18 protein-coding genes are annotated in these 19,484 nt (G+C 73.9%); 11 read left to right on the plus strand and 7 right to left on the minus strand.

What is annotated here, in order from left to right:
- Positions 1-78 precede the first annotated feature (78 nt).
- Positions 79-3,267 (plus strand): ATP-binding protein, encoded by a 3,189-nt coding sequence (locus BLT97_RS21025; protein WP_093612551.1) that lies wholly within the window; start codon positions 79-81, stop codon positions 3,265-3,267.
- Between the two features lie 66 nt (positions 3,268-3,333).
- On the opposite strand, the gene BLT97_RS21030 is transcribed toward BLT97_RS21025, so the two are convergent.
- The 3 genes from BLT97_RS21030 to BLT97_RS21040 all read right to left on the minus strand — a co-directional run bounded on the left by BLT97_RS21030 (position 3,334) and on the right by BLT97_RS21040 (position 5,896).
- Positions 3,334-4,191: an ABC transporter permease gene (locus BLT97_RS21030; protein WP_093612553.1), complete on the minus strand. Its 858-nt coding sequence runs from the start codon at positions 4,189-4,191 to the stop codon at positions 3,334-3,336.
- The gene (locus BLT97_RS21035; RefSeq protein WP_093612555.1) at positions 4,188-5,216 is read right to left on the minus strand and encodes an ATP-binding cassette domain-containing protein; all 1,029 of its coding nucleotides are present in this window, start codon (positions 5,214-5,216) and stop codon (positions 4,188-4,190) included. The genes BLT97_RS21030 and BLT97_RS21035 overlap by 4 nt, the downstream gene beginning before the upstream one ends.
- Positions 5,217-5,305: 89 nt before the next feature.
- Positions 5,306-5,896, minus strand: coding sequence for an NADPH-dependent FMN reductase (locus tag BLT97_RS21040; RefSeq protein WP_093612557.1), 591 nt, complete (start codon positions 5,894-5,896; stop codon positions 5,306-5,308).
- A 212-nt stretch (positions 5,897-6,108) separates the two neighbouring features.
- Here BLT97_RS21040 and BLT97_RS21045 point away from each other — a divergent pair, with 212 nt between their 5' ends.
- Together BLT97_RS21045 and BLT97_RS21055 are read left to right on the plus strand one after the other, a co-directional pair.
- Entirely contained in the window at positions 6,109-6,618 is a 510-nt protein-coding gene (locus BLT97_RS21045) for an SH3 domain-containing protein (protein ID WP_093612559.1), read from the plus strand.
- A gap of 200 nt (positions 6,619-6,818) precedes the next feature.
- Positions 6,819-7,604, plus strand: a complete 786-nt coding sequence (locus BLT97_RS21055) for a dienelactone hydrolase family protein (RefSeq protein ID WP_093612561.1) — start codon at positions 6,819-6,821, stop codon at positions 7,602-7,604.
- An 82-nt stretch (positions 7,605-7,686) separates the two neighbouring features.
- On the opposite strand, the gene BLT97_RS21060 is transcribed toward BLT97_RS21055, so the two are convergent.
- Positions 7,687-8,547: a hypothetical protein gene (locus BLT97_RS21060; RefSeq protein WP_245769444.1), complete on the minus strand. Its 861-nt coding sequence runs from the start codon at positions 8,545-8,547 to the stop codon at positions 7,687-7,689.
- Between the two features lie 115 nt (positions 8,548-8,662).
- On the opposite strand from BLT97_RS21060, the gene BLT97_RS21065 reads away from it, so the two are divergent.
- The 6 genes from BLT97_RS21065 (at position 8,663) to BLT97_RS21090 (ending at position 13,326) form a co-directional block, all read left to right on the plus strand.
- The gene (locus tag BLT97_RS21065; protein ID WP_093612763.1) at positions 8,663-9,136 is read left to right on the plus strand and encodes an RrF2 family transcriptional regulator; all 474 of its coding nucleotides are present in this window, start codon (positions 8,663-8,665) and stop codon (positions 9,134-9,136) included.
- Positions 9,137-9,183: 47 nt separating this feature from the next.
- Entirely contained in the window at positions 9,184-10,350 is a 1,167-nt protein-coding gene (locus tag BLT97_RS21070) for an MFS transporter (RefSeq protein ID WP_093612563.1), read from the plus strand.
- A 39-nt stretch (positions 10,351-10,389) separates the two neighbouring features.
- Entirely contained in the window at positions 10,390-10,803 is a 414-nt protein-coding gene (locus BLT97_RS21075; protein WP_093612565.1) for a RidA family protein, read from the plus strand.
- A 74-nt stretch (positions 10,804-10,877) separates the two neighbouring features.
- Positions 10,878-11,270 (plus strand): hypothetical protein, encoded by a 393-nt coding sequence (locus tag BLT97_RS21080; protein ID WP_093612567.1) that lies wholly within the window; start codon positions 10,878-10,880, stop codon positions 11,268-11,270.
- 160 nt (positions 11,271-11,430) lie between these two features.
- Entirely contained in the window at positions 11,431-12,405 is a 975-nt protein-coding gene (locus BLT97_RS21085; protein ID WP_093612569.1) for a helix-turn-helix domain-containing protein, read from the plus strand.
- Positions 12,406-12,540: 135 nt separating this feature from the next.
- Complete coding sequence (locus BLT97_RS21090; RefSeq protein ID WP_093612571.1) at positions 12,541-13,326, plus strand: alpha/beta fold hydrolase; 786 nt, start codon at positions 12,541-12,543, stop codon at positions 13,324-13,326.
- 87 nt (positions 13,327-13,413) lie between these two features.
- Here the strand turns inward: BLT97_RS21090 and BLT97_RS21095 are convergent, their stop codons facing one another.
- The 3 genes from BLT97_RS21095 to BLT97_RS21105 form a co-directional block, all read right to left on the minus strand.
- The gene (locus BLT97_RS21095; protein ID WP_093612573.1) at positions 13,414-15,402 is read right to left on the minus strand and encodes an FUSC family protein; all 1,989 of its coding nucleotides are present in this window, start codon (positions 15,400-15,402) and stop codon (positions 13,414-13,416) included.
- Positions 15,403-15,702: 300 nt separating this feature from the next.
- On the minus strand, positions 15,703-16,689 hold the full coding sequence (locus BLT97_RS21100) for an endonuclease/exonuclease/phosphatase family protein (protein WP_093612575.1): 987 nt from the start codon (positions 16,687-16,689) through the stop codon (positions 15,703-15,705).
- A 134-nt stretch (positions 16,690-16,823) separates the two neighbouring features.
- The gene (locus tag BLT97_RS21105) at positions 16,824-17,321 is read right to left on the minus strand and encodes a DUF7144 family membrane protein (RefSeq protein ID WP_093612577.1); all 498 of its coding nucleotides are present in this window, start codon (positions 17,319-17,321) and stop codon (positions 16,824-16,826) included.
- 154 nt (positions 17,322-17,475) lie between these two features.
- Between BLT97_RS21105 and BLT97_RS21110 the strand changes: the two genes are divergently transcribed.
- A complete protein-coding gene (locus tag BLT97_RS21110) occupies positions 17,476-18,207 on the plus strand; it encodes a hypothetical protein (RefSeq protein WP_245769445.1) in 732 nt (243 codons plus the stop codon).
- Positions 18,204-19,433 carry a sensor histidine kinase gene (locus BLT97_RS21115; RefSeq protein WP_093612579.1) on the plus strand — a complete coding sequence of 410 codons (1,230 nt, stop codon included), beginning with the start codon at positions 18,204-18,206 and terminating at the stop codon, positions 19,431-19,433. The genes BLT97_RS21110 and BLT97_RS21115 overlap by 4 nt, the downstream gene beginning before the upstream one ends.
- Positions 19,434-19,484 lie beyond the last annotated feature (51 nt).

The following is a 19,484-nucleotide window of genomic DNA, read 5'->3' on the forward strand; positions in this document are numbered from 1 at the left end:
GTCCCTGTGTACGCGGTACGGGACGGCGCTCCCGGAAACGACAGGCCGGTTGTCAGTGGGTCCGCCTATCGTCGGGGCATGACCTCCGCACTGATCGGGCGCGAGCACCCCGCGCGCGTGCTGCGCACGGAGATCGGCCGGGCCGCCGAGAGCCACGGCGGCCTGGTGCTCGTCACGGGCGAGCCCGGCATCGGCAAGACCACGCTGGTCACCGAGGCCGCGCAGGAGGCGCGCGAGCTCGGGGTGCTGGTGCTGACCGGATCCTGCTGGGAGTCCGCGGGCGCCCCCGGGTACTGGCCGTGGGTGCAGATCGTGCGCGCCCTGAAGCGCTGGGCCACGCCCGAGGAAGTCGCGCTCGCCGAGGAGGCCGCGGGCGGCGGGCTCGGGGTGCTGCTCGGCGAGGTGCGGGCGCGGGCGGGCGCGGCCGCGGGCCCGGAGGACCCGGACGCGTTCGCGCTGTACGACGCCGTGACCAGCGCCCTCGTCGCCGTCTCGCAGCGGCGGCCGGTGATGCTCGTGCTCGACGATCTGCACTGGGCCGACCCGGCCTCCCTCAAGCTGCTCGAATTCGCCGCGGGGCACGCCTGGTTCGAGCGGCTGCTGCTCGTGGGCACGTACCGGGACGCGGAGGTGGAGGCCGACGGGCATCCGCTGCGCGAGCTGATGCTGCCGCTGGTCGCCAAGGGCACCACCGTCACGCTGACCGGGTTCGACCGGGCCGACACGGGCGCGCTGATGGCGCGCACGGCCGGGCGCGAGCCCTCCGCCGAGCTGGTCGCCGAGGTGCACCGGCGCACCGGCGGCAATCCCTTCTTCGTCGAGCAGACCGCGCGCCTGTGGGCGAGCGGCGGTTCGGTGGACTCCATCGCGCCGGGCGTGCGCGAGATGGTGCGGCGCCGGCTCGGGCTCCTTCCGGACGCGGTGTCCCAGCTGCTGTCCGTCGGGGCGGTGCTCGGCCGCGAGTTCCACCGGCAGGTGCTCGCCGCGGTCGCGGGCGCGCCCGCCGCGCACGTGGACCGGCTGCTCGACCAGGCGGTGACGGCCCGGCTCGTGGTCGCGCACGGCGGCGGACGTTTCGGCTTCGTGCACGACCTGGTGCGCGAGACGCTCTACGAGGCCCTGGACGAGGGCGAGTTGAAGCAGCGGCACTCGGCGGTCGTCCGGGCCCGCGAGCAGGTGCCCGCCGTGGCCGGCCGGCTGCTCATCGGCGAGCTGGCGCGGCACGCGTATGCCGCGGGCGACGCGGTGCCCGCCGCCACCACCGTGAAGCTGCTCCAGGAGGCCGCGCAGGACGCCGAGACCCGCCTGTCGGGCGAGGAGCAGCTCGGCTTCCTGCGCCGCGCGGTGGAGCGCGCCGGCGACCTGTCCGACCGGGGCGCGCAGCTGATCGCGCGGCTCGCGCTCGCCGACGCGCTGCGCCACCAGGGCGCGCCGCACGAGGCGCGGCGCGCGTTCGAGACGGCCGTGGACGAGGCCCGCGCGCTCGACTGCCCGGAGCTGCTCGCGCGCGTGGCGCTTTCGCTGCACGGGCACTTCCACCCGCTGCCGCCGCTGCGCCAGGGCAGCACCGAGGACCTGCTGCGCGAGGCGCACGAGGCGCTGGGCGGCCGCCGCTCCCTGGAGCTCACCGGGGAACAGCTCGCCCAGGAGCTCAGCATCCGCACGGCCGTGCTCGCGCGGCGGCACGGGGACGAGGAGGCGCTCGGGTTCAGCCTGTGGGCCCGCCACCACGCGATCTGGGGCCCGGACTCCGCGGCCGAACGGGTCGCGCTGGTCGAGGAGTTGACCGGCCTGACCCGCCGCGCGGGCGATGTCCAGGGCGAGCACTTCGCGCGCTCGCTGATGTGGGTGGGGCTCCTGGAGCTGGGCGACCCGCGCTATCTCGACGCGTTCCACACGTATGTCTCGATGGCCGAGCAGGCCGCCCTGCCGCAGCTCGACATCGGCGCGGCCGTGGACCAGGCCATCATCACTGCGCTCGCCGGGCGCTTCGCCGAGTCCGAGGGCCACATCACCGAGGCGACCGGCCTGGCCGAGCGGGACCTGCCCGGCGGCGAGTACATGCTCCCGCTGCTCGACCACCACCGCTGGATCCTGCGCATGCTCCAGGGCCAGCACGACACGGCGGGCGAGCTGCTGCCCCACATCGAGGCGAAGCACCCCTGCCCACGGATCCTCTCGGGGATCACCGCGGTGGAGCGGGCCGAACTGCGGGCGGCGGAAGGCGACCGGGGCGGCTCCGAGCTCGACGCCGCCGTCGCGTACGCGCGCGAGCTGCTCGACCGCGGTTCCGAGGCGGACCGGGGCTTCCTGCCGCTGCGGCTGCGCTTCCAGGCACAGGCCGCGGCGGCCTCCGGGGACCGTGAGCTGTGCGAGCGGGCCCGCGCGGCACTCCTGCCGTACGCGGAGCAGTGGTCGGTGTCGATGTTCGGCTGGGACATCAGCGGTCCGGGCACGCACTGGATCGCGCTGTGCGACCAGGCGCTCGGCCGGCCCGACGAGGCCGCCGAAGGGTTCGCGGCGGCCGCCCGCTCGGCCGACCTGATGCAGGCCAGGCCCTGGGCCCTGGAGGCGCGCTCCCGGCTCGCGCAGGTCGAGGCGGCGCGCGGCCGCCCGGGCGCGGCGGCGCTGGCGGCGCAGGTGGCCCGCGATGCGGACGAGCTCGGCATGCGCCAGGTCGTCGCGCGCGTACGGGAAGTGGCGCACACCGGCTCTCAACGGGCGCCGTCCGCCTACGAGTTCCGCTTCGACGGAGCGGTCTGGCAGCTCACGTACGAGGGCCGGACCGCCGCGATGCCGGACGCGAAGGGTCTGCGCGATCTGCGGCTGCTCCTGAGCCGCCCCGGCACGGACGTCCCGGCCACGCATCTGCTCGCGCCCGAGGGCGGGGCGGAGGTGGTGGCGGCCGGCTCGCTCGGCGGCGACCCGGTGCTCGACGACGAGGCCAAGCGGCGCTACCGGGAGCATCTGGAGCGCCTCGACGAGGAGATCGACCGCGCGCCGCAGGCCCGGCGGGAGGCGCTGGAGCGCGAACGGGCCGCGCTGCTCGACGAGTTGCGCCGGGCGGCCGGGCTCGGGGGCCGCACGCGGCGCCTGGGGGACGAGGCGGAGCGTGCGCGCAAGGCGGTGACGGCGCGGATCCGGGACACGCTGCGGCGGCTCGACTCGCGGCATCCTGCGCTGGCCGCGCATCTGCGGGAGTCGGTGAGTACGGGGGCCACTTGTGCGTATCGGCCGCATGGCGATACGCCTGCGTGGCGGCTGTAGACCCCCACCCACGCACGAGGGTCCCGGAGCCCCCCGGCTCCGGGACCCTCGCGCGTGCGGGGCGCGCTACTTCTTCGCGTACAGCCGCATCGTGATCGGACCGAAGACCAGCAGCAGCAGACCGGCCCACCCGAGCGACCAGGCGATGTCCGCCGCCGGCCAGTCACCGGCCATCAACCCGCGGACCGCGGTGGCGAGATGGGTGATCGGGCTGTTGTTCACGAAGGCCTGGAGCCAGCCCGGCATCGTCGTCGGCGAGACGAAGATGTTGCTGAGGAAGGTCAGCGGGAACAGCACCATCATGCTGACGCCCATCACCGACTTCTCGCTGCGCAGAAGCAGACCGAACATGGTCCAGATCCAGGAGAACGCGAAGGAGAAGAGGATGAGCAGGCCGATGCCGAGCACCACACCGATGACGTTCCCGTCCGGCCGGTACCCCATGATCAGGCCGACCGCCAGCATTACCAGCGAGGCGATCGTGTAGCGCAGGGCGTCACCGAGCAGGTAGCCGACCATCGGCGCGGGACGCCAGATCGGCAGCGTGCGGAAGCGGTCGAAGACGCCCTTCTCGATGTCCGTGTTGACCGCGATCCCGGTGTACATCGTGATCATCACGACGCTCATCACCATGATGCCGGGCAGCAGTTGCTGGATGTACGCGCTCGGCGAGCCCGCGATCGCACCGCCGAAGAGGTACGTGTACATCACGACCATCATGATCGGGAACGCGGTCACGTCGAAGAGCTGCTCGGGCACGTGCTTGATCTTCAGGATGGCCCGCCACCCGAAGGCCAGGGAGGCGGACCACGCACTGGGCCGTGGCGGCCGCTCCTTGGCGATCAGCAACTCGGCGAGCGACTCGGTGGAGACCGGGGCGAGTTCGGCGGATTCGGCGGTGGTGGTCGTGGTCGCGGTGCTCATGCTGCTGCCTCCTCGGCGAGCTCGGACTGCGTGCCGGACTCCGGCTTCTTGTCGGTGAGGGCGAGGAAGACCTCGTCCAGGCTCGGCTGGCCGAGCGAGAAGTTGTCGACGGTGATGCCGGCCCGGGCCAGCTCCGCCAGGGCGCGCGAGGCCTGCTCGGCCGCCGCCTCACCGTTGCCCGCACCGCCCACGCGCGCGGTCAGCGCCACCGGGTCGGGCTCCAGGGTCACGGCCGCGTCCAGCGTCAGCTTGAGCAGCTGCTCGGCCTCGGGCCGCTGGTGCGCATCGCGCAGCCGTACGTGCACGGAGCCCGCGCCCACCGACGCCTTCAGCTCACCCTTGGTGCCCTCGGCGATCACCCGGCCCTTGTCGATCACGGCGATCCGGGAGGCCAACTGGTCGGCCTCGTCCAGGTATTGGGTGGTGAGCAGCACGGTCGTGCCCTGCGCGACCACGGCCCGCACGATGTCCCAGACCTGGTTGCGGCTGCGCGGGTCGAGACCGGTGGTCGGCTCGTCGAGGAAGAGCAGGTCGGGGGTGTTGAGGATGGACGCGGCGATGTCGATACGGCGGCGCATACCGCCCGAGTAGTTCTTCACCTGCCGCCCGGCGGCCTCCGTCAGACCGAAGGCCTCCAGGAGCTGGGCGCTGCGGGCGTACGAGGCCGACTTGGAGTGGCCGAGCAGCCGGGCGAGCAGCACCAGGTTCTCCGTGCCGGTCAGGTCCTCGTCCACCGAGGCGTACTGCCCGGTCAGGCTGACCCGGCTGCGGACCGCGTCCGCCTCCCGTACGACGTCGTGGCCGAACACATGGGCCTCGCCGCCGTCCGGCTTCAGGAGGGTGGCCAGCATCTTCACGGTGGTGGTCTTGCCGGCGCCGTTCGGACCGAGGACGCCGTAGACCGTGCCGGCCGGAACGGCCAGGTCGACGCCGTCGACGGCGCGGTTCTCGCCGAAGGTCTTCACGAGACCCGCGGTCTCGATCGCCAGTCCTCCCGACGACGTCGCTGCTGTCTTCTTGCTCATCTTCCGTTCCTTCCGGGGGAGTTCGGTACGGCGTGCTCTGCGTCCGCTGTGCTCTGCGTGTGCTGTTCTGCGTGCTGCGAAGTTCGTGGTCAGGAGGTGTACGGGCGCCTGGCCCGGGCGTCGCGGAGGGCGAGCCCCCACCACACGAGCTGGTCGAGCAGGGCGGTGACGGCCCGCTCGTCCCGCTCCGCGTGCGGCCCCGGGCTCTCCCCGACGAGATGCAGACCGACCCAGTCGCGCAAACTCATCGCATGCAGCTCGGTGAACACGCAGCGCAAGTGCTCGACCGCGTACAGTCCCCGGCTGTCGAAGCCGTAGGCGACATAGCCGACGGGCTTGGCGTGCCATTCGTCGTACGCGAAGTCGATGGCCTGCTTGAGCGAGGCGGGGAAGCTGCGGTTGTACTCGGGCGTGACGACCACGAAGCCGTCCGCGCGGGCGATGCGCGCGGTGAAGCGGGTCATCGCGCCGGTGGGCGTCGCGGGGTAACTGCCCGGGAAGTCCGGGTAGTCGGCGAGGTCGATCACGTCGAGGACGAGGTCCTCGCGCTTGGCCGCCCGCTCGGTGAACCAGCGCGCCACGTCCGCGCCGATCCGGCCCTCGCGGGTGGAGCCGATGATCACGGCCACGTCGAGGGGGCGGTCGGGGGCCTGCGCACCGTTCCCGTTCCGGTCCCGCATCACGGCTCCCTCCTTCCTCGTATCGCCTCTCACCCAGGAGGCGCGCGACGGCGCCAGGCAGCCCGCCAGATCGGATCTGGCGGGCTCGGGCGGACCTGGCGGGCCGCTGACCTGCGGCTCCGACGCCTGTGACGGACGGCTCGGGTGGCAGCTGAGCCGAATGGGGGATTTCCTTGAGGAGGGGGTCCCGGAGGGGATGAAGGAGGGCGATCATGCGCACTTCCCCGGCCCTGCGCACCCTGGCGGCCTCGGTTCTCACGGCCGCCGCCCTGACCGTCTCGGCCGCCGGCCCGTCCCAGGCCCAGGTCCAGGAACCGGCTCAGGTACAGGTCCCCGCGAGTGTCTCCCCCGCCGCCGCTCCCGCTTGGGAGGACGGCCCGATCTGGGGCACGGTCGTCTCGGGCACCCTGAACCTGCGGGCGGAGCCCAACACCTGGTCCGCGGTCGTCGGAAAGCTGTCCCGCGGCGCGAGCGACCGCATCCAGTGCGGGGTCTACGGCCAGAACATCAACGGCAACTCTTCGTGGTTCTGGCTCAGCGGCGAGCAGGCGTGGGCGAGCGGTGCGTACATGTCCACGAGCCGCGGCGTCCCCGACTGCGGCAACTGGCGCCCGCACGCGAACAATTCGGGCAATCACCACAACGACAACCACCGGCACGACCACAACAACCCGTGCTGGAAGGACGACTGGTGCGATGCCTGCCGGAACCAGTGGCGTTAGCCGCCCGCGACCAGGCTGCCTTCCGAGATCCCGTTGGCCCCTGGCTGTCGCCGCTGCTACCTTCGCGGAGGCCGTGCGAGAGACCGAGGAGGTGGTACCCGTGAACGTTTTCACGTGGGTGCTCTCCTCAGAGGTCACGGTCGGGCGATAGGTCGCGCCCGGGAGCGCCGTATTCCCGCGCACTCCCGAAAGGCACGACCATGCGCCTCACTTTCTCCACGGAACACCAGCGGCTCGACGGCGACGTCCTCGAACGCCCCTTCACCCTCGCCCTCGGCGACGAAGAGCCCCCCGTCCCCGGCATCCTCTGGACGCCGGCCGGAACCGGATCGCCCACCGCACCCGAACCCACCGCACCCGCCCCGCTGATCCTGCTCGGCCACCCGCCGCTCGGCCTCGACCGGATGTATCCGCGGCTCGTGGAGCGGGCCCGGCAGGCCGCCGCGGACGGCTTCGCCGCGGCCGCACTCGAACTCCCCGGCAGCGGCGGCCGTCCCCCGCTGCCCGGCGCCGACCGGGCGCGGGCCGAGCTGCGCCGGGCCGTCGAGGCCGGGGAACCGGTCGCCGACGAGACGGTCGACGCGCTCGTGCTGCCGCTCGTCGACCGCGCGGTCCCAGAGCTGCGGGCCGCTCTGGACGCCCTGCTCGCCCTGCCCGGGATCGGCGGTCCCGTGGGCTACTCGGGCGGGGTGATCTCGATCGGCGTCCGGCTCGCGGCGGTCGAACCGCGGCTCGCGGCGGCCGTCCTGTTCGCGGGAAGTTTCGTCCCGCGCGCCATCGCCGAGGAGGCCCGCCGGGTCTCCGTGCCGCTGCACGTGCTGCTCCAGTGGGACGACGAGGGCAACGACCGCCGGGCCTCCCTCGACCTCTTCGACGCCTTCGGGTCGAAGGAGAAGACCCTGCACGCCAACATGGGCGGCCACACGGGCGTCCCGCCGTACGCGGCGGAGGCGGCGGCGCGGTTCTTCGTACGGCACCTGAGGTGACGCGTACAGCCTGAGTCCGCGTGAGGGGGATCGCCCCGCGGGGGACCGCCCCGCGGGGGATCGCCCCGCGGGCGCGCCCCCCTCAAGCCCGCCGCCGCACCCCCGGCACCCGCAGCCCGGGCAGCCGTCGGCTCAGGTACACCACCAGGGCCACCGCGAGCGCCACCGCCGCGATCACCCAGACCGCCGTCCGCAGGCTCGACGTCAGGGCGTCGAAGACCGCGCCCGCCGCGCCGCGCGAGACGTCCGGCGGCAGATCCGAGAGCGTGAGCCGGCGCGAGATCCACAGGCCCGCGCCGAGCAGCGCCGAGGCCAGGGCGACCCCGAGCGCCGTGGCGATCACGGCCCTTCGCCGGCGTACCGCAAGGACGATGCCCGCCACCGCGCACACGACGGCGGCGACGGGCAGCCAGATCCCCGCGACCTGAAGCATGTGCAGCCCCTTCCGCAGATTCACCAGGTCCTTCGACTTCATGACCTCGACCTCGGTGTGCTGGACCGGGATGCGCCGCGCGAAGGGCACCCCGTCCGCCACCAGCTGGTCCTTGACCTCCTGCGTGATCGGCGCGAGGTCGATCACGACGCTGCCGTCGTCCCCGGTCCGCAGCGCCTCCTGCACGGCTTCGTGCGCGGCCCGGATCGCCGCGTTCCAGGCGGTGCGGTACGCCTCGGTGCCGGTGAACGACACCACCGCCTCCTGTACGAACGCGGTCAGCGTCCCCTGGAGCGGTCCCGCGTCGACGTGCTGGGAGATCTCGCCCGCGACGGCCGCGGCGACCGCCTCCTGGACATCGGGGTCCGAGGCGAGGGGAGCCATCGCGGCCACGTAGTTGTCGGTGTCACCGATCTGGTACTTCGCCCAGGTCGAGAGCTCGCCGAGCGGTGTCAGGACACAGGCGAGCACCAGCAGCACCGCCGCGAGGAGACTCCGTGTCCTGTGCACCCTTCCCACGCTCGGTGAGCGGGGTGCGGAGCGCGAGCCCGGTGGTGCGGGCGGGTGGCCCGGGCCGTTTCGGTTGCGCCGTCAATCCTGGACATCTAACATCCAGATTATGAAGATGAACGAGGGCGTGGAGTGGGCCCTGCACAGCTGCCTCAACCTCGCCTGGATCGGCGCGGACCGGGCGGTCACCGCGGCCCGCCTCGCGGCGTACCACGCGCTGCCCACCGCGTACCTCAACAAGCAGCTCCAGGCCCTCGCCCGGGCCGGCCTCGTCACCTCGACGCCGGGTCCGAAGGGCGGCTTCCGGCTGGCGAAACCGCTGGAGCGGATCACGCTGATGGATGTCGTGACGGCGATCGAGGGCCCCGACGAGGCCTTCCGCTGCGCGGAGATCCGCAAGCAGGGCCCGGGCGCACAGCCCGAGGCGGCCTACCGGCTGCCGTGCGCCATCGCCGAGTCGATGGCCGCCGCCGAGCTGGCCTGGCGCAAGGAGCTGGCCGGCACCACGCTCGCCCAGGTGCGCGAGCGCGCGGAGCGGCGGGCGCCGAACGCGCCCGGTGCGATCCGCCGGTGGTTCGAGAACAGCTGATCACCAGCCCTCCCTGCACGGAGGGCCTTCTCAGGGGGAGATTCTGGATGTTGGATGTCCAGGTCGTACGGCGAGGACACGCGGCCGTCGCCGCCGTGACGCTCGGCATCTTCACCGTGCTGACCGCCGAGCTCCTGCCGGTCGGCCTGCTCACGCCCATCAGTGCGGACCTCGGCGTCTCGGACGGCACGGCGGGCCTGCTCGTCACCGTGCCGGGCCTGGTGGCCGCGGTCGCCGCGCCGCTGCTCGCCGTGGCCTCGGGGCGCCTCGACCGGCGGCTGGTGCTCGCGGGCCTGATCGGTCTGGTCGCCGCCGCGCACGCCGTCTCGGCCCTGTCCGGGCACTTCGCGTACGTGCTCGGGGCGCGGGTGCTGCTCGGCGTGAGCATCGGCGGGTTCTGGGCCTTCGCGGGCGGTCTCGCGCCGCGCCTCGTGCCCGCCGCACAGACGGGACGGGCGACGGCCGTGATCTTCGGCGGGGTCTCGGCGGCCTCCGTCCTCGGCGTGCCCGCGGGCACCCTCGCCGGTGAACTCGGCGGCTGGCGGCTCCCGTTCGCCGGTGTCGCCGTGCTCGCCCTGGTGGTGCTCGGCGCGCTGCTCCTGCTGCTGCCGCCGCTGCCCGCACACCGCGGCATCACACCCGGCGACCTGACCGCGCTCGTCCGCGGCAACCCCCGGGTCCGCGCCGGCCTGGCCCTGACCGCCCTGCTGGTGACGGCCCACTTCCTCGCGTACACCTTCGTACGCCCCCTGCTCACCGAGCGGTTCGGCGTCCCGGGCGGCGCGGTGGGCTGGCTGCTGCTCGGCTACGGGGTGCTCGGCCTCGCCGGCAACTTCCTCGCCGGCTCCCGGGGCGGCGGGCGCCTGCTGCCGGTCATCGCGGCCGGTCTCACCGCGGTGCTCGCCGCGCTGGCCGTCCTGCCCGCCGGGCGCGTGACCGGCGCGGTGCTGCTGCTCGGCTGGGGGCTGGTGTACGGCGGGGTGTCCGTGGCGCTCCAGAGCTGGTTCCTGGCGGCCGCGCCCGGCTCCGCGGAGGCCGTCACCGCCCTGAACGTCTGCGTCTTCTGTCTGTCCATCGCCCTCGGCGCGCTGCTCGGCGGCCGGCTGGTGGACGCGTTCGGCGAGGGCGCGGTCCCGATGGCCGCGGCCGCCCTAGCCCTGGCCGCCTGCGCGGTGGCCGTCCGCGCCGCCCGTACCCCCTCGTCCCCGTCCTGACCGTCCATCCCCCACACACCACTGAGAGGAACCACGACCATGACCCGCACCCTCGTCAACCCGCCCGCCCTGCACGACCCTTCGGGCTACGGCTACACGCACGTGGCCACCGCGCCCGGGCAGCCGGTGTACATCGCCGGGCAGTACGGCTCCGACCCGTCCGGCGCGGTCGTCGCGGAGGACTTCGACGCCCAGGTCGCGCAGTCCCTGGCGAACCTCGGCACGGCGCTCGCGGCGGCCGGGCTCGGCTTCGCGGACGTGGTCCGGATCGGCACGTACATCGTCGGCCACGACGAGGCGAAGCTGCACACCCTCCTGAAGCACCTGCACGCCACCTGGGGCACGGACCTGCCGGCCCAGACGCTGGTGGGCGTGGCCTCGCTCGCCCTGCCCGGGATGCTCTTCGAGATCGACGCGGTGGCGGTACGGGGAGAGTCGCCCCGCAGCCGGTGACGTCCCCGTACGAGTTGCCGGGGCCGGGTCCGCGGTGGTGCCCTGGAAGAGGGGATCCCAGAGAGGACGACCTCATGGCACATGCGGCACCCCGGCCCACCGGGATCAGCGCCGGCGGCCTCGGCGGCTCGGCCGCCGTCAAGCTCGCCCCGGTCCTCGCCCTCGTCTACGGCTACTGGGCCGCGGCGATCGAGCGCTCGGGCGGACCGATCACGGCCGGCAACGTGTGGCTCGGCATCATCTCCACCGTCGTGTTCGGCGCGCTCTACCTGGGCGTCCTGAAGCTGGCCCCGCGCCTGCCGCGCGAGGCGCGCGCCTTCGCCTGGGGCGCCTTCGCGGGCGTCGCCTTCGGCTGGCTCTACAGCCAGACCGACGCCAGCGTGCTGCGCAGCGTCGGGATGTCCGGGCTGTTCGCGGCGGCCGTGGCGTGCGCGGCGTTCTACCGCTTCTACACGACCGAGGACTGAGCCCCTTCCCCACGGCATCCGGTGTGGGTCGCGCCGCGCGGAACCCCCCACAGGCCCCGCGCGGCGCGCTCCCCACCGTCCTACGCCGCGACACGTGGTCCAGACAACGATTCGGCCTGGCCCATTGCGGACCCTGGCACACACGGGCCACCATCCCCGCATGTCCCACGAACCACCCGACACCTCCCGTCTCCAGCTCACGGCGGCCGGTGTCGACCCCTTCGACGAGCGCGTCTACCGCGCGGTCCTGGCCCGTCACACCGCCGCGCCCGCCGAACTCGCCGAGCCCCTCGACTGCTCCGCCGACCGCGCGGCCCGCGCGCTCGACCGGCTGCGCGAACTCGGCCTGGTGGGGCGGCTTTCGGGCAGTAGGCGGCGGTATGCGGCGATCGAGCCGGGTGCCGCGATCGAGGCACTTGTCCGGTCCCGTACCGCCGAGCTGGACTCGGTGCGCGAGGCCGCGGGCGAGCTGTCCCGGCTGTTCGACGCGGCCCAGGCCGGCGGCACCGAGGAGGTCGAAGTCGTCGTCGGCAGCGAGGCGTTGGGACGCTGGTTCGTACGGCTCCAGCAGGAGGCGCGCGAGGAGGTCATCACGCTCGACCGGCCCCCGTACGCACTGACGACCTCGAACCCCGTGGAGGCCACGGCCCTCACGCGCGGCGTGCGCTACCGGGCCGTCTACGCGCCCGAGGCCCTGGAGTGGCCCGGAGTGCTCGGGGACATCCGGGAGTTGGTGGGCCGGGGCGAGGAGGCCCGGGTGCTGCCCGGCCTGCGCGTGAAGATGGCGATCGCCGACCGCCGCCTCGCGCTGCTTCCGCTGTCGCTGGACTTCGAGGGGGAGGTACGGGCCGTGGTGCTCCGCCCGTCGGCGCTGCTCGACGGCCTGGTCGACTACTGGGAGCTGTGCTGGCGGCTCGCCACCCCGCTGGACGCCCCGGCCGAGGATCCGCTGGGCGAGGACGACCGGCGGATGCTGACCCTGCTCGTGGCCGGCCTCAAGGACGAGGCGATCGCACGGCAGCTCGGCTGGTCGGTGCGCACCATGCGCCGCCGGATCAGCGCGCTCAACGACAAGCTGGGCGCGGCCAACCGCTTCCAGGCCGGCGTGATCGCGACGCGGCGCGGCTGGATATGACGGGGCGCGGCTGGACGCGGCCCGGCTGGGTATGAGGCGGCCCGGCTGACGGGAAGTCGCCGGCCCGGGCGGCTCGCGTCCGCAGGGCGAGATATCCCGTTGGGCGTGCCCGGCGGCTGCCCTAGCCTCCGGGACATGGCGTACGCAGAGCTCAACGGCATCCGGATCGGCTACGAGGACGAAGGCACCGGGCCCGCGCTCGTGCTCGTCCACGGCCACCCCTTCGACCGCTCCATGTGGGAGCCCCAACGGGCGGAGTTCTCGCGGGACTTCCGCGTGATCGCCGCCGACCTGCGCGGCTACGGGGAGTCCTCCGTCGTCCCCGGCAGGACTCCCCTGGACGTCTTCGCCGCCGACGTGCTCGCGCTCGTGGACCACCTGGGCATCGAGGAGTTCGTGCTCGGCGGGCTCTCCATGGGCGGGCAGATCGTGATGGACGGCTACCGGCAGTACGGGCCGCGCATCCGGGGCCTGGTCCTCGCGGACACCTTCCCGGCCGCCGAGACCGAGGAGGGCAGGGCGGGGCGGCGCGCGACGGCCGACCGGCTCGTACGGGAGGGCCTGAAGCCGTACGCCGAGGAAGTCCTGTACAAGATGGTCGCGCCGCACGCGGACCCGGCGGTCGCCGACCACGTGCTGCGGATGATGACCGGGACCGACCCCGAGGGTGCGGCGGCCGCGCTGCGCGGACGGGCCGAACGTCCGGACTACCGCGCGCTGTTGACGCAGGTGGAGTGCCCGGCGCTGGTCGTGGTCGGCCGCGAGGACGAGTACACCCCGGTCGCGGACGCGGAGGCCATGCACGCCGCGCTGCCGCAGTCGACGCTGTGCGTGGTGGAGGGCGCGGCCCATATGCCGAACCTGGAGAAGCCGGCGGAGTTCAACGCGGCCCTGCGCACGTTCCTGGCCTCGCTCGGCTAGGACCCTGCCGGCAGGATCCAGGCGCCCCGCGCGGCCAGATCCCCGCGCGGTCAGATCCCCGGCCGGCACGATCCCGTCCCCGCCCGGCTAGTTCCCCGCCCTGCCCTTCGTGGCGGTCGGGGGCGAGGCGATGGCCCGGGCGGCCTGGATCTCGCGGCGCAGCGGCGCGAGCACACTGTCGTCGTCGCCCTCCGGCATCGGGACGCAGACGGCCTCAAGGGTGTCGGTGTCGCGCAGCCCGTCGGCCAACTCCTCCAGGTGACGGCAGAGTTCGGCCGGCTCCTCGGGATCCGGGCGGTCCGCGCCGTGCCGGATGCGGACGCGCGCGGCCGTGGTCGCGTCCACGACCCGCTCGACCGCGACGACCAGCGGCCACCACGCGGCGGCCCGGGGTCCGGTGGGCGGCGGCTCGGTCAGGGCGCGCTGGAACTCCGAGCGTACGGTGGACAGATCCCGGAAGAGCCGGCGCCGCATCCGCGCCCGGGCCGCCGCGTCCGGGACCCCCGGGGTGGCCGGGTCGAGGAAGGCCATCTCGACATAGCGGGCGGTGTCGGCCACGGCGTCCGCGAGCCGGTCCCCGATCCGCGTGGACCAGCTCTCGGGCCACAGCAGATAACCGGCCACGAGCGCGATGCCGCAGCCGATGAGGCTGTCGTAGAGCCGGGGCATGACCAGGGCGAAGCCCTGCTGGTTCATGGTGTCGGACAGGAGCAGGATCACCGGGGTGATGGCGGCCGTCTGGTACCCGTACCCGCGCGGCGTCAGCGCCGGGATGAGCGGCGCGAGCACCACCAGGACGAGCACGTCCCACCAGCCGCGCGGCACCTCGGCGAGCACGGCGGCGGCGACGAGCAGCCCGGCCGCGGTGCCGACCGCGCGCATCACGGCCCGCGAGAACACCGACCCGAAGTCGGGCTTCATCACAAAGGTGATCGTCAGCGCGACCCAGTACGAGCGCGGCACCTCGATCAGCGAGACCAGGGCCTGCGCGATGCCGATGCAGAGCGCGAGCCGCAGTCCGTAGCGCCAGGACTCCGCGGAGATCAGCACGTTGCGGGCAGCGCGACGGGCGCGCTGGGTGAGGGCGCCCGGGGTGCCGAGGCGGTCGTCGACATTGTGCGGATCCTCGTCCGCGAGGGCCTCGGCGGCGTGCTGCACGGCGTGCTCGACGGCGCGGCCCGCGGGGGACTCGGCGGGCGGCAGCGCCAGTTCGATCCGCTCGGGCTCCCCGCGCTCGACCGCGCCGGCGAGCCGGCGCACGGTGGCGGGCACCTCGGGCGGCAGCGGCAGCCCGCTCAGGTGGGCGGCGGGGGCCGCCTCGACGATGAGCGTGAGCGCGTTGAGCTGGGTGACGAGCCGCACCAGATCCTGGTTGCGGCCGTGGTCGCGGGTGCGGCGGGCGAGGACGAGATCGTAGCTCTGGTTGAGGGACTGCGTGACGGCCTGGCGCGCGTCCTCGTACGCGGCCGGATCCCCCGCCGCCGCCTCGAGGAGCGCGGCCGCCTGCCGGTAGGCCCCGGCCACCTCGAACCGCTCGGCCCGCCCCTGTCTGAGCGGCCAGGCGAGCAGGGCGAGCGCGAGCACGAGCAGGCCGCCGCCGGTCATGAGCAGCGGCGCCAGCCACCACGGGCCGGGCATCGGGAGCCCGGCCCCGACGATCGCGTTGAGCAGCAGGAGCAGCCCCGATACGGAGGCCACCGCCCCGATCGTCGAGATCATCCCGGAGACCAGCGCGATCAGCGTCACCACGGCCACGGCGAGCCAGCCCTGCCCGTACACGAGCGTGCCGAGCGTGACCCCCACGGCGCCGACGAGCTGCGGCACGGCGATGTTGATGACCCGCATCCGGTACGCGGAGGCGGTGTCACCGATGACCCCGGAGAGCGCCCCCATGGAGGCGATGGCCCCGTACGCGACATGCCCGCCCGCGAGCCCGAGGGCCAGCGGCAGACTCATCGCCACGGCCGCCCGCACGACGGCGGGCCACGGAACGGGCGCAGGATTCGGCTTGAGCGTCCCCAACGTCCTGACCAGCCATTCGGGAGGGGTGAAGGCTGGGGTGGGATGACGGGGCATGGGGTCATTATGGGCGGGATCAGCCCCGCCGGCGTTGGAGGGCTGGGGCAACTGTCAGCCCGTCCGGCGTTTGAGGACCGGGGCAACCGTCAGCCCGTCCGGCGTTTGAGGACGAGCGCCGTCCAGGCGCGATACGGGGGCAAGGGGCGAAGCCCCAAGGGGGGTACAGGGGGGCGAAGCCCCGCGCGGGTGCCCACCACGGGGCCCGGGGGCGGAGCCCCTGGTTTCGGGAAGGGGCGGGTAGGGGAAAACCGCCCGCCGCAGGCACCCACCCACCGCCCCGCACCCGACGACGAGACCTCACCCGCCCAACAACCCCAACTCCACCACCAGCACCCGATGATCGGTCCCCGCCAGATCGAGGAACCGCACCCCCCGCGGCACAAACGCCCCCGACCCCAGCACATGGTCGATCTGCGTCCCGAAGGGCCGCCCGACCGTGGCGGGCCACGAGGGCGTACGGGACTGGCCGGCCACCGCGGCCGCATCCCGCAGCCCCGCGTCCAGGAGCGCGCGGAACGCCGCATGGTCCTGGGACGCGTTGAAGTCCCCGGCCACGAGCAGCGGCCCGGACGCACGGTGCCGCACCACCCAGTCCCGCACCGCCCCCAGCTCCTGCCGCCACGCCCCCACACCCCCCGGCACCGGCGGCACCGGATGCGCCAGCTGCACCCGCACCCGCTGCCCCGCGACCGTCACCACACCGCCCGGCATCTCAAGCCGCCCCGGGATCCCGGCGGCGGTCTCCAGCGGGTACCGGCTGAGGATCGCCGACCCGCGCGAGCCCGGCGAGGGCACGGCGGACTCGTACGGATACGAGAGCCCGGCCCGCAGCGCGCCCAGACACGCCGCATCGCACTCCTGCACGAACACCAGGTCGGGCCGCTCCCTGCGCACCACGTCCACCAGGCCCGAAGTCGCCCTGCCGAACAGGACGTTGGAGGTGAGGACGGTGATCCGGGCGACCTCGCGCCCCTCACCGGCGCGCGCCGAGGCCTGCGCACCGCCGGGGTCGTACGGCTGGAGGAACCAGGACGTGACGGCGAGCACCGCCACCGCCCAGACCACGCCGAGGCGCCAGCGCAGCAGCGCCGCGCACAGCAGGGCCGCCGCCCCCGGCACGAGCAGCCACGGCAGGAAGGCGAGCAGCTGCGGCACGGGCGTGGTGGCGTCCACGTCCAGCGCGCGGCAGCCCACGATCACGCTGATCCCGCCGAGCACCAGCCCCGCACCCCACACCGCGAGCCGCCGCCCGAGCGGCAGCCGGTCCGGCGCCTGGCCCTCCACGTCCCGCCCCTTCCGCCGAGTGGCCCTCCGTGAGGAAGACGCTACGGCTCACCCGTCCGTTGCCGCGTACCCCGACTCGGAAGCCCCCCGCTCAGCCGGCCGCAACCAGTACCAGCACCGGCACCCGCACCACCTCAACTGTCCGTGGCCAGCGCCCAGATCACGAACACTCCGAGCGCGATGGCGATCACCGACCACACCGGCGCGTACGGCAGGAAGAGGAAGTACTCGACCACGTACAGCGCCGCGAGCCCGATGCCCGCACCGCGCGCCCAGTCCTGGCCCTTGAGGATCCCGAAGCCGGCGATCGCGACCACGATGCCGAACAGCAGGTGGATCCAGCCCCAGGTGGTGAGGTCGAAGGAGAAGACGTAGTCACCGATCCGGGTGTACACGTCGTCCTCGGCGATGGCGGCGATCCCCTGGAGGGCGCCGACGATGCCGGCCACCCCCATCAGGACGCCGGCGAACATGGTGCCGCCCACCGCCCAGTCGGAGCGGGCCCCGTCACCGGACCCGGGCGCCTTGCCCGCGCCGGACGGCGAGGAAGCGGGACCGCCGGAGGCGGAGGCCCACCCCGGGTGGGTGTCGGCGGCGGGCGCGCCCGCCTTGTCGTCGGTCGGCTGGGTCATGACGGTCTCCTCGCACTGCCGGGCACCGGGCACACAGGGGCATACGTCGCAGGACGGACACCTCTCCCGCCAGGATCACCCCGCACCGCCCGCACCGCACCCGTACGGTCCCCGCCACCGGGTACACCGCGGGCCCCATGGCGAGGATGGGCCCATGACCTTCCCCCTCGGCACGGTCACCGGCTCCCGCACGGCCGCCGCCCGTCGCGCGGCCGCGGCTCTGGCGCTCGGCGGTGCGCTGTTCCTGAGCGCCGGGTGCACCGACGCCGAGGGTCTGCACACCGAGGGCGACTCCGCCGAGGTCAGCGCGCCGCTCGCGCTGTGGCAGGACACCCACCCGAAGCCGGCCGCCCCCGGCCAGAGCGCCGGCCAGCCCACCGCGGTGCCGGGCCTGCCGGAGATCGCGAGCGGGGACATGGGTCAGGCGGTGGCGCTGGACGTGGTCAAGGCCGACGTGGCCGAGGACCTGCGCAAGGACGGCGGCTCCGCCCGCCTCGTGAACCCGATCGCCGCGAAGAAGCTCGCCGCCTGCAAGGGCAAGGACTGCGCCGTACGGGAGCCCGTCCTGCACGACCTCACCGGCGACGGCAAGGACGAGCTGATCACGGCCGTGGACATCGACGGCCGCTTCAGCGAGCTGCGGGTCTACACGGTGAAGGACAGGAAGGTGATCCGCGTGCTCTCGCGCCGGGCCGTGCTCGAAGGCGTGGAGGTGGCGGCCGGGCATCTGGCGGTCCGCGAGCCGACCAGCAATCCCACGTACGTCTCCGTCTCGGACTACGTGTGGGACGACGAGCGCGGCGGGATGTTCCTTCAGCAGCTCAGCCTCGACACCTGCCGGGCGCCCGAGCGCCCCGGCCGGCCCTGCCCCGAGGCGGGCGGATGAGTCTGCGCTGGCGGATCGCCCTCACGATCACCGCGGTGAGCTGCGCCGTCGCGGCCGTGCTCGGCGTGCTCGTGCACAACGTGGTCACGCGCCAGGTCGTCGGCGAGATGCGCAAGGAGGTGCGCGACGAGCTCGACTACGCGCTGAGCGCGTACGAGTACGGCACGACGATGCCCGAGCACGCGGCCCTCGACCCGGCCGAACTCCCGCAGCGGCTGCGCGAGTTGGTCGCGGACGGACAGCGCGGCACGGTCGTCGGTGAGCGCGGCGGCGAGGCGGTGATCTGGAGTGCCGCGCCCGCGGACGGCAAGGCGCTTGCGACCTGGCTGCCGTACGGGGCGACGCGTTCGCGCCTGGAGACCATCGACACCGCGATCCTCGGCTCCTCGCTGCTCGCGGCCGGCCTCGTCACCCTGGCCGGGTTCTTCCTCGCGGCCCGGATCAGCCGCCGGCTCTCCGCGACGGCCGCGGTCGCGCGGCGGATCACCGACGGTGATCTGGACGCGCGGGTGGGCATGCGCCCGCGCCGGGGTCTGCGCGGCCGCGACAAGGGCGGGCGCGACGAGGTGCAGGACGTGGCGATCGCCCTGGACACCATGGCGGACGCGCTGCAACGGCGGCTGGAATCGGAGAAGCGGTTCACGGCCGACGTGGCCCACGAACTGCGCACCCCGCTGACCGGGATGGTCGCCGCGGCAGGGCTCCTGCCGGAGGGCCGCCCCAAGGAGATGATCAACGACCGGCTCCAGGCCCTGCGCGGCCTGACCGAGGACCTCCTGGAGATCTCGCGCCTGGACGCGGGCGCCGAGAAGGCGGAGCTGTCCGAGCACCGGCTCGGCACCCTCGTCGAGCACGCGGTGCGCGGCACGGGCCTGGAGGCCGAGGTCGAGGTCGTACGGGACGTCACGGTGCGCACCGACCGGCGCCGCCTCGACCGCATCCTGGCCAACCTGATCGTCAACTCCCACAAGCACGGCCGCCCGCCGGTCACGCTCACCGTGGACGGCCCGGTGATCGAGGTGTGCGACCAAGGGGGCGGCTACCCGCGGGAGTTGGTGGAGGAGGGGCCGCAGCGCTTCCGCACGGGGGACCCGGGGCGCGGGCGCGGCCACGGTCTCGGCCTCACGATCGTGATGGGGCAGGCCGGGGTGCTGGGGATCGGCGTCGAGTTCGGGACGGCAAAGGACGGCGGCGCCCGCACCGTGCTGCGGCTTCCCTCGGATTAGTGCAGGTCAGAGGGCGTTTACACAGGTGTTTCGCGGTTTGCCGCGAACCGT

This window comes from Streptomyces indicus, from assembly GCF_900100315.1.
Taxonomy (GTDB): Bacteria; Actinomycetota; Actinomycetes; order Streptomycetales; family Streptomycetaceae; genus Streptomyces; species Streptomyces indicus.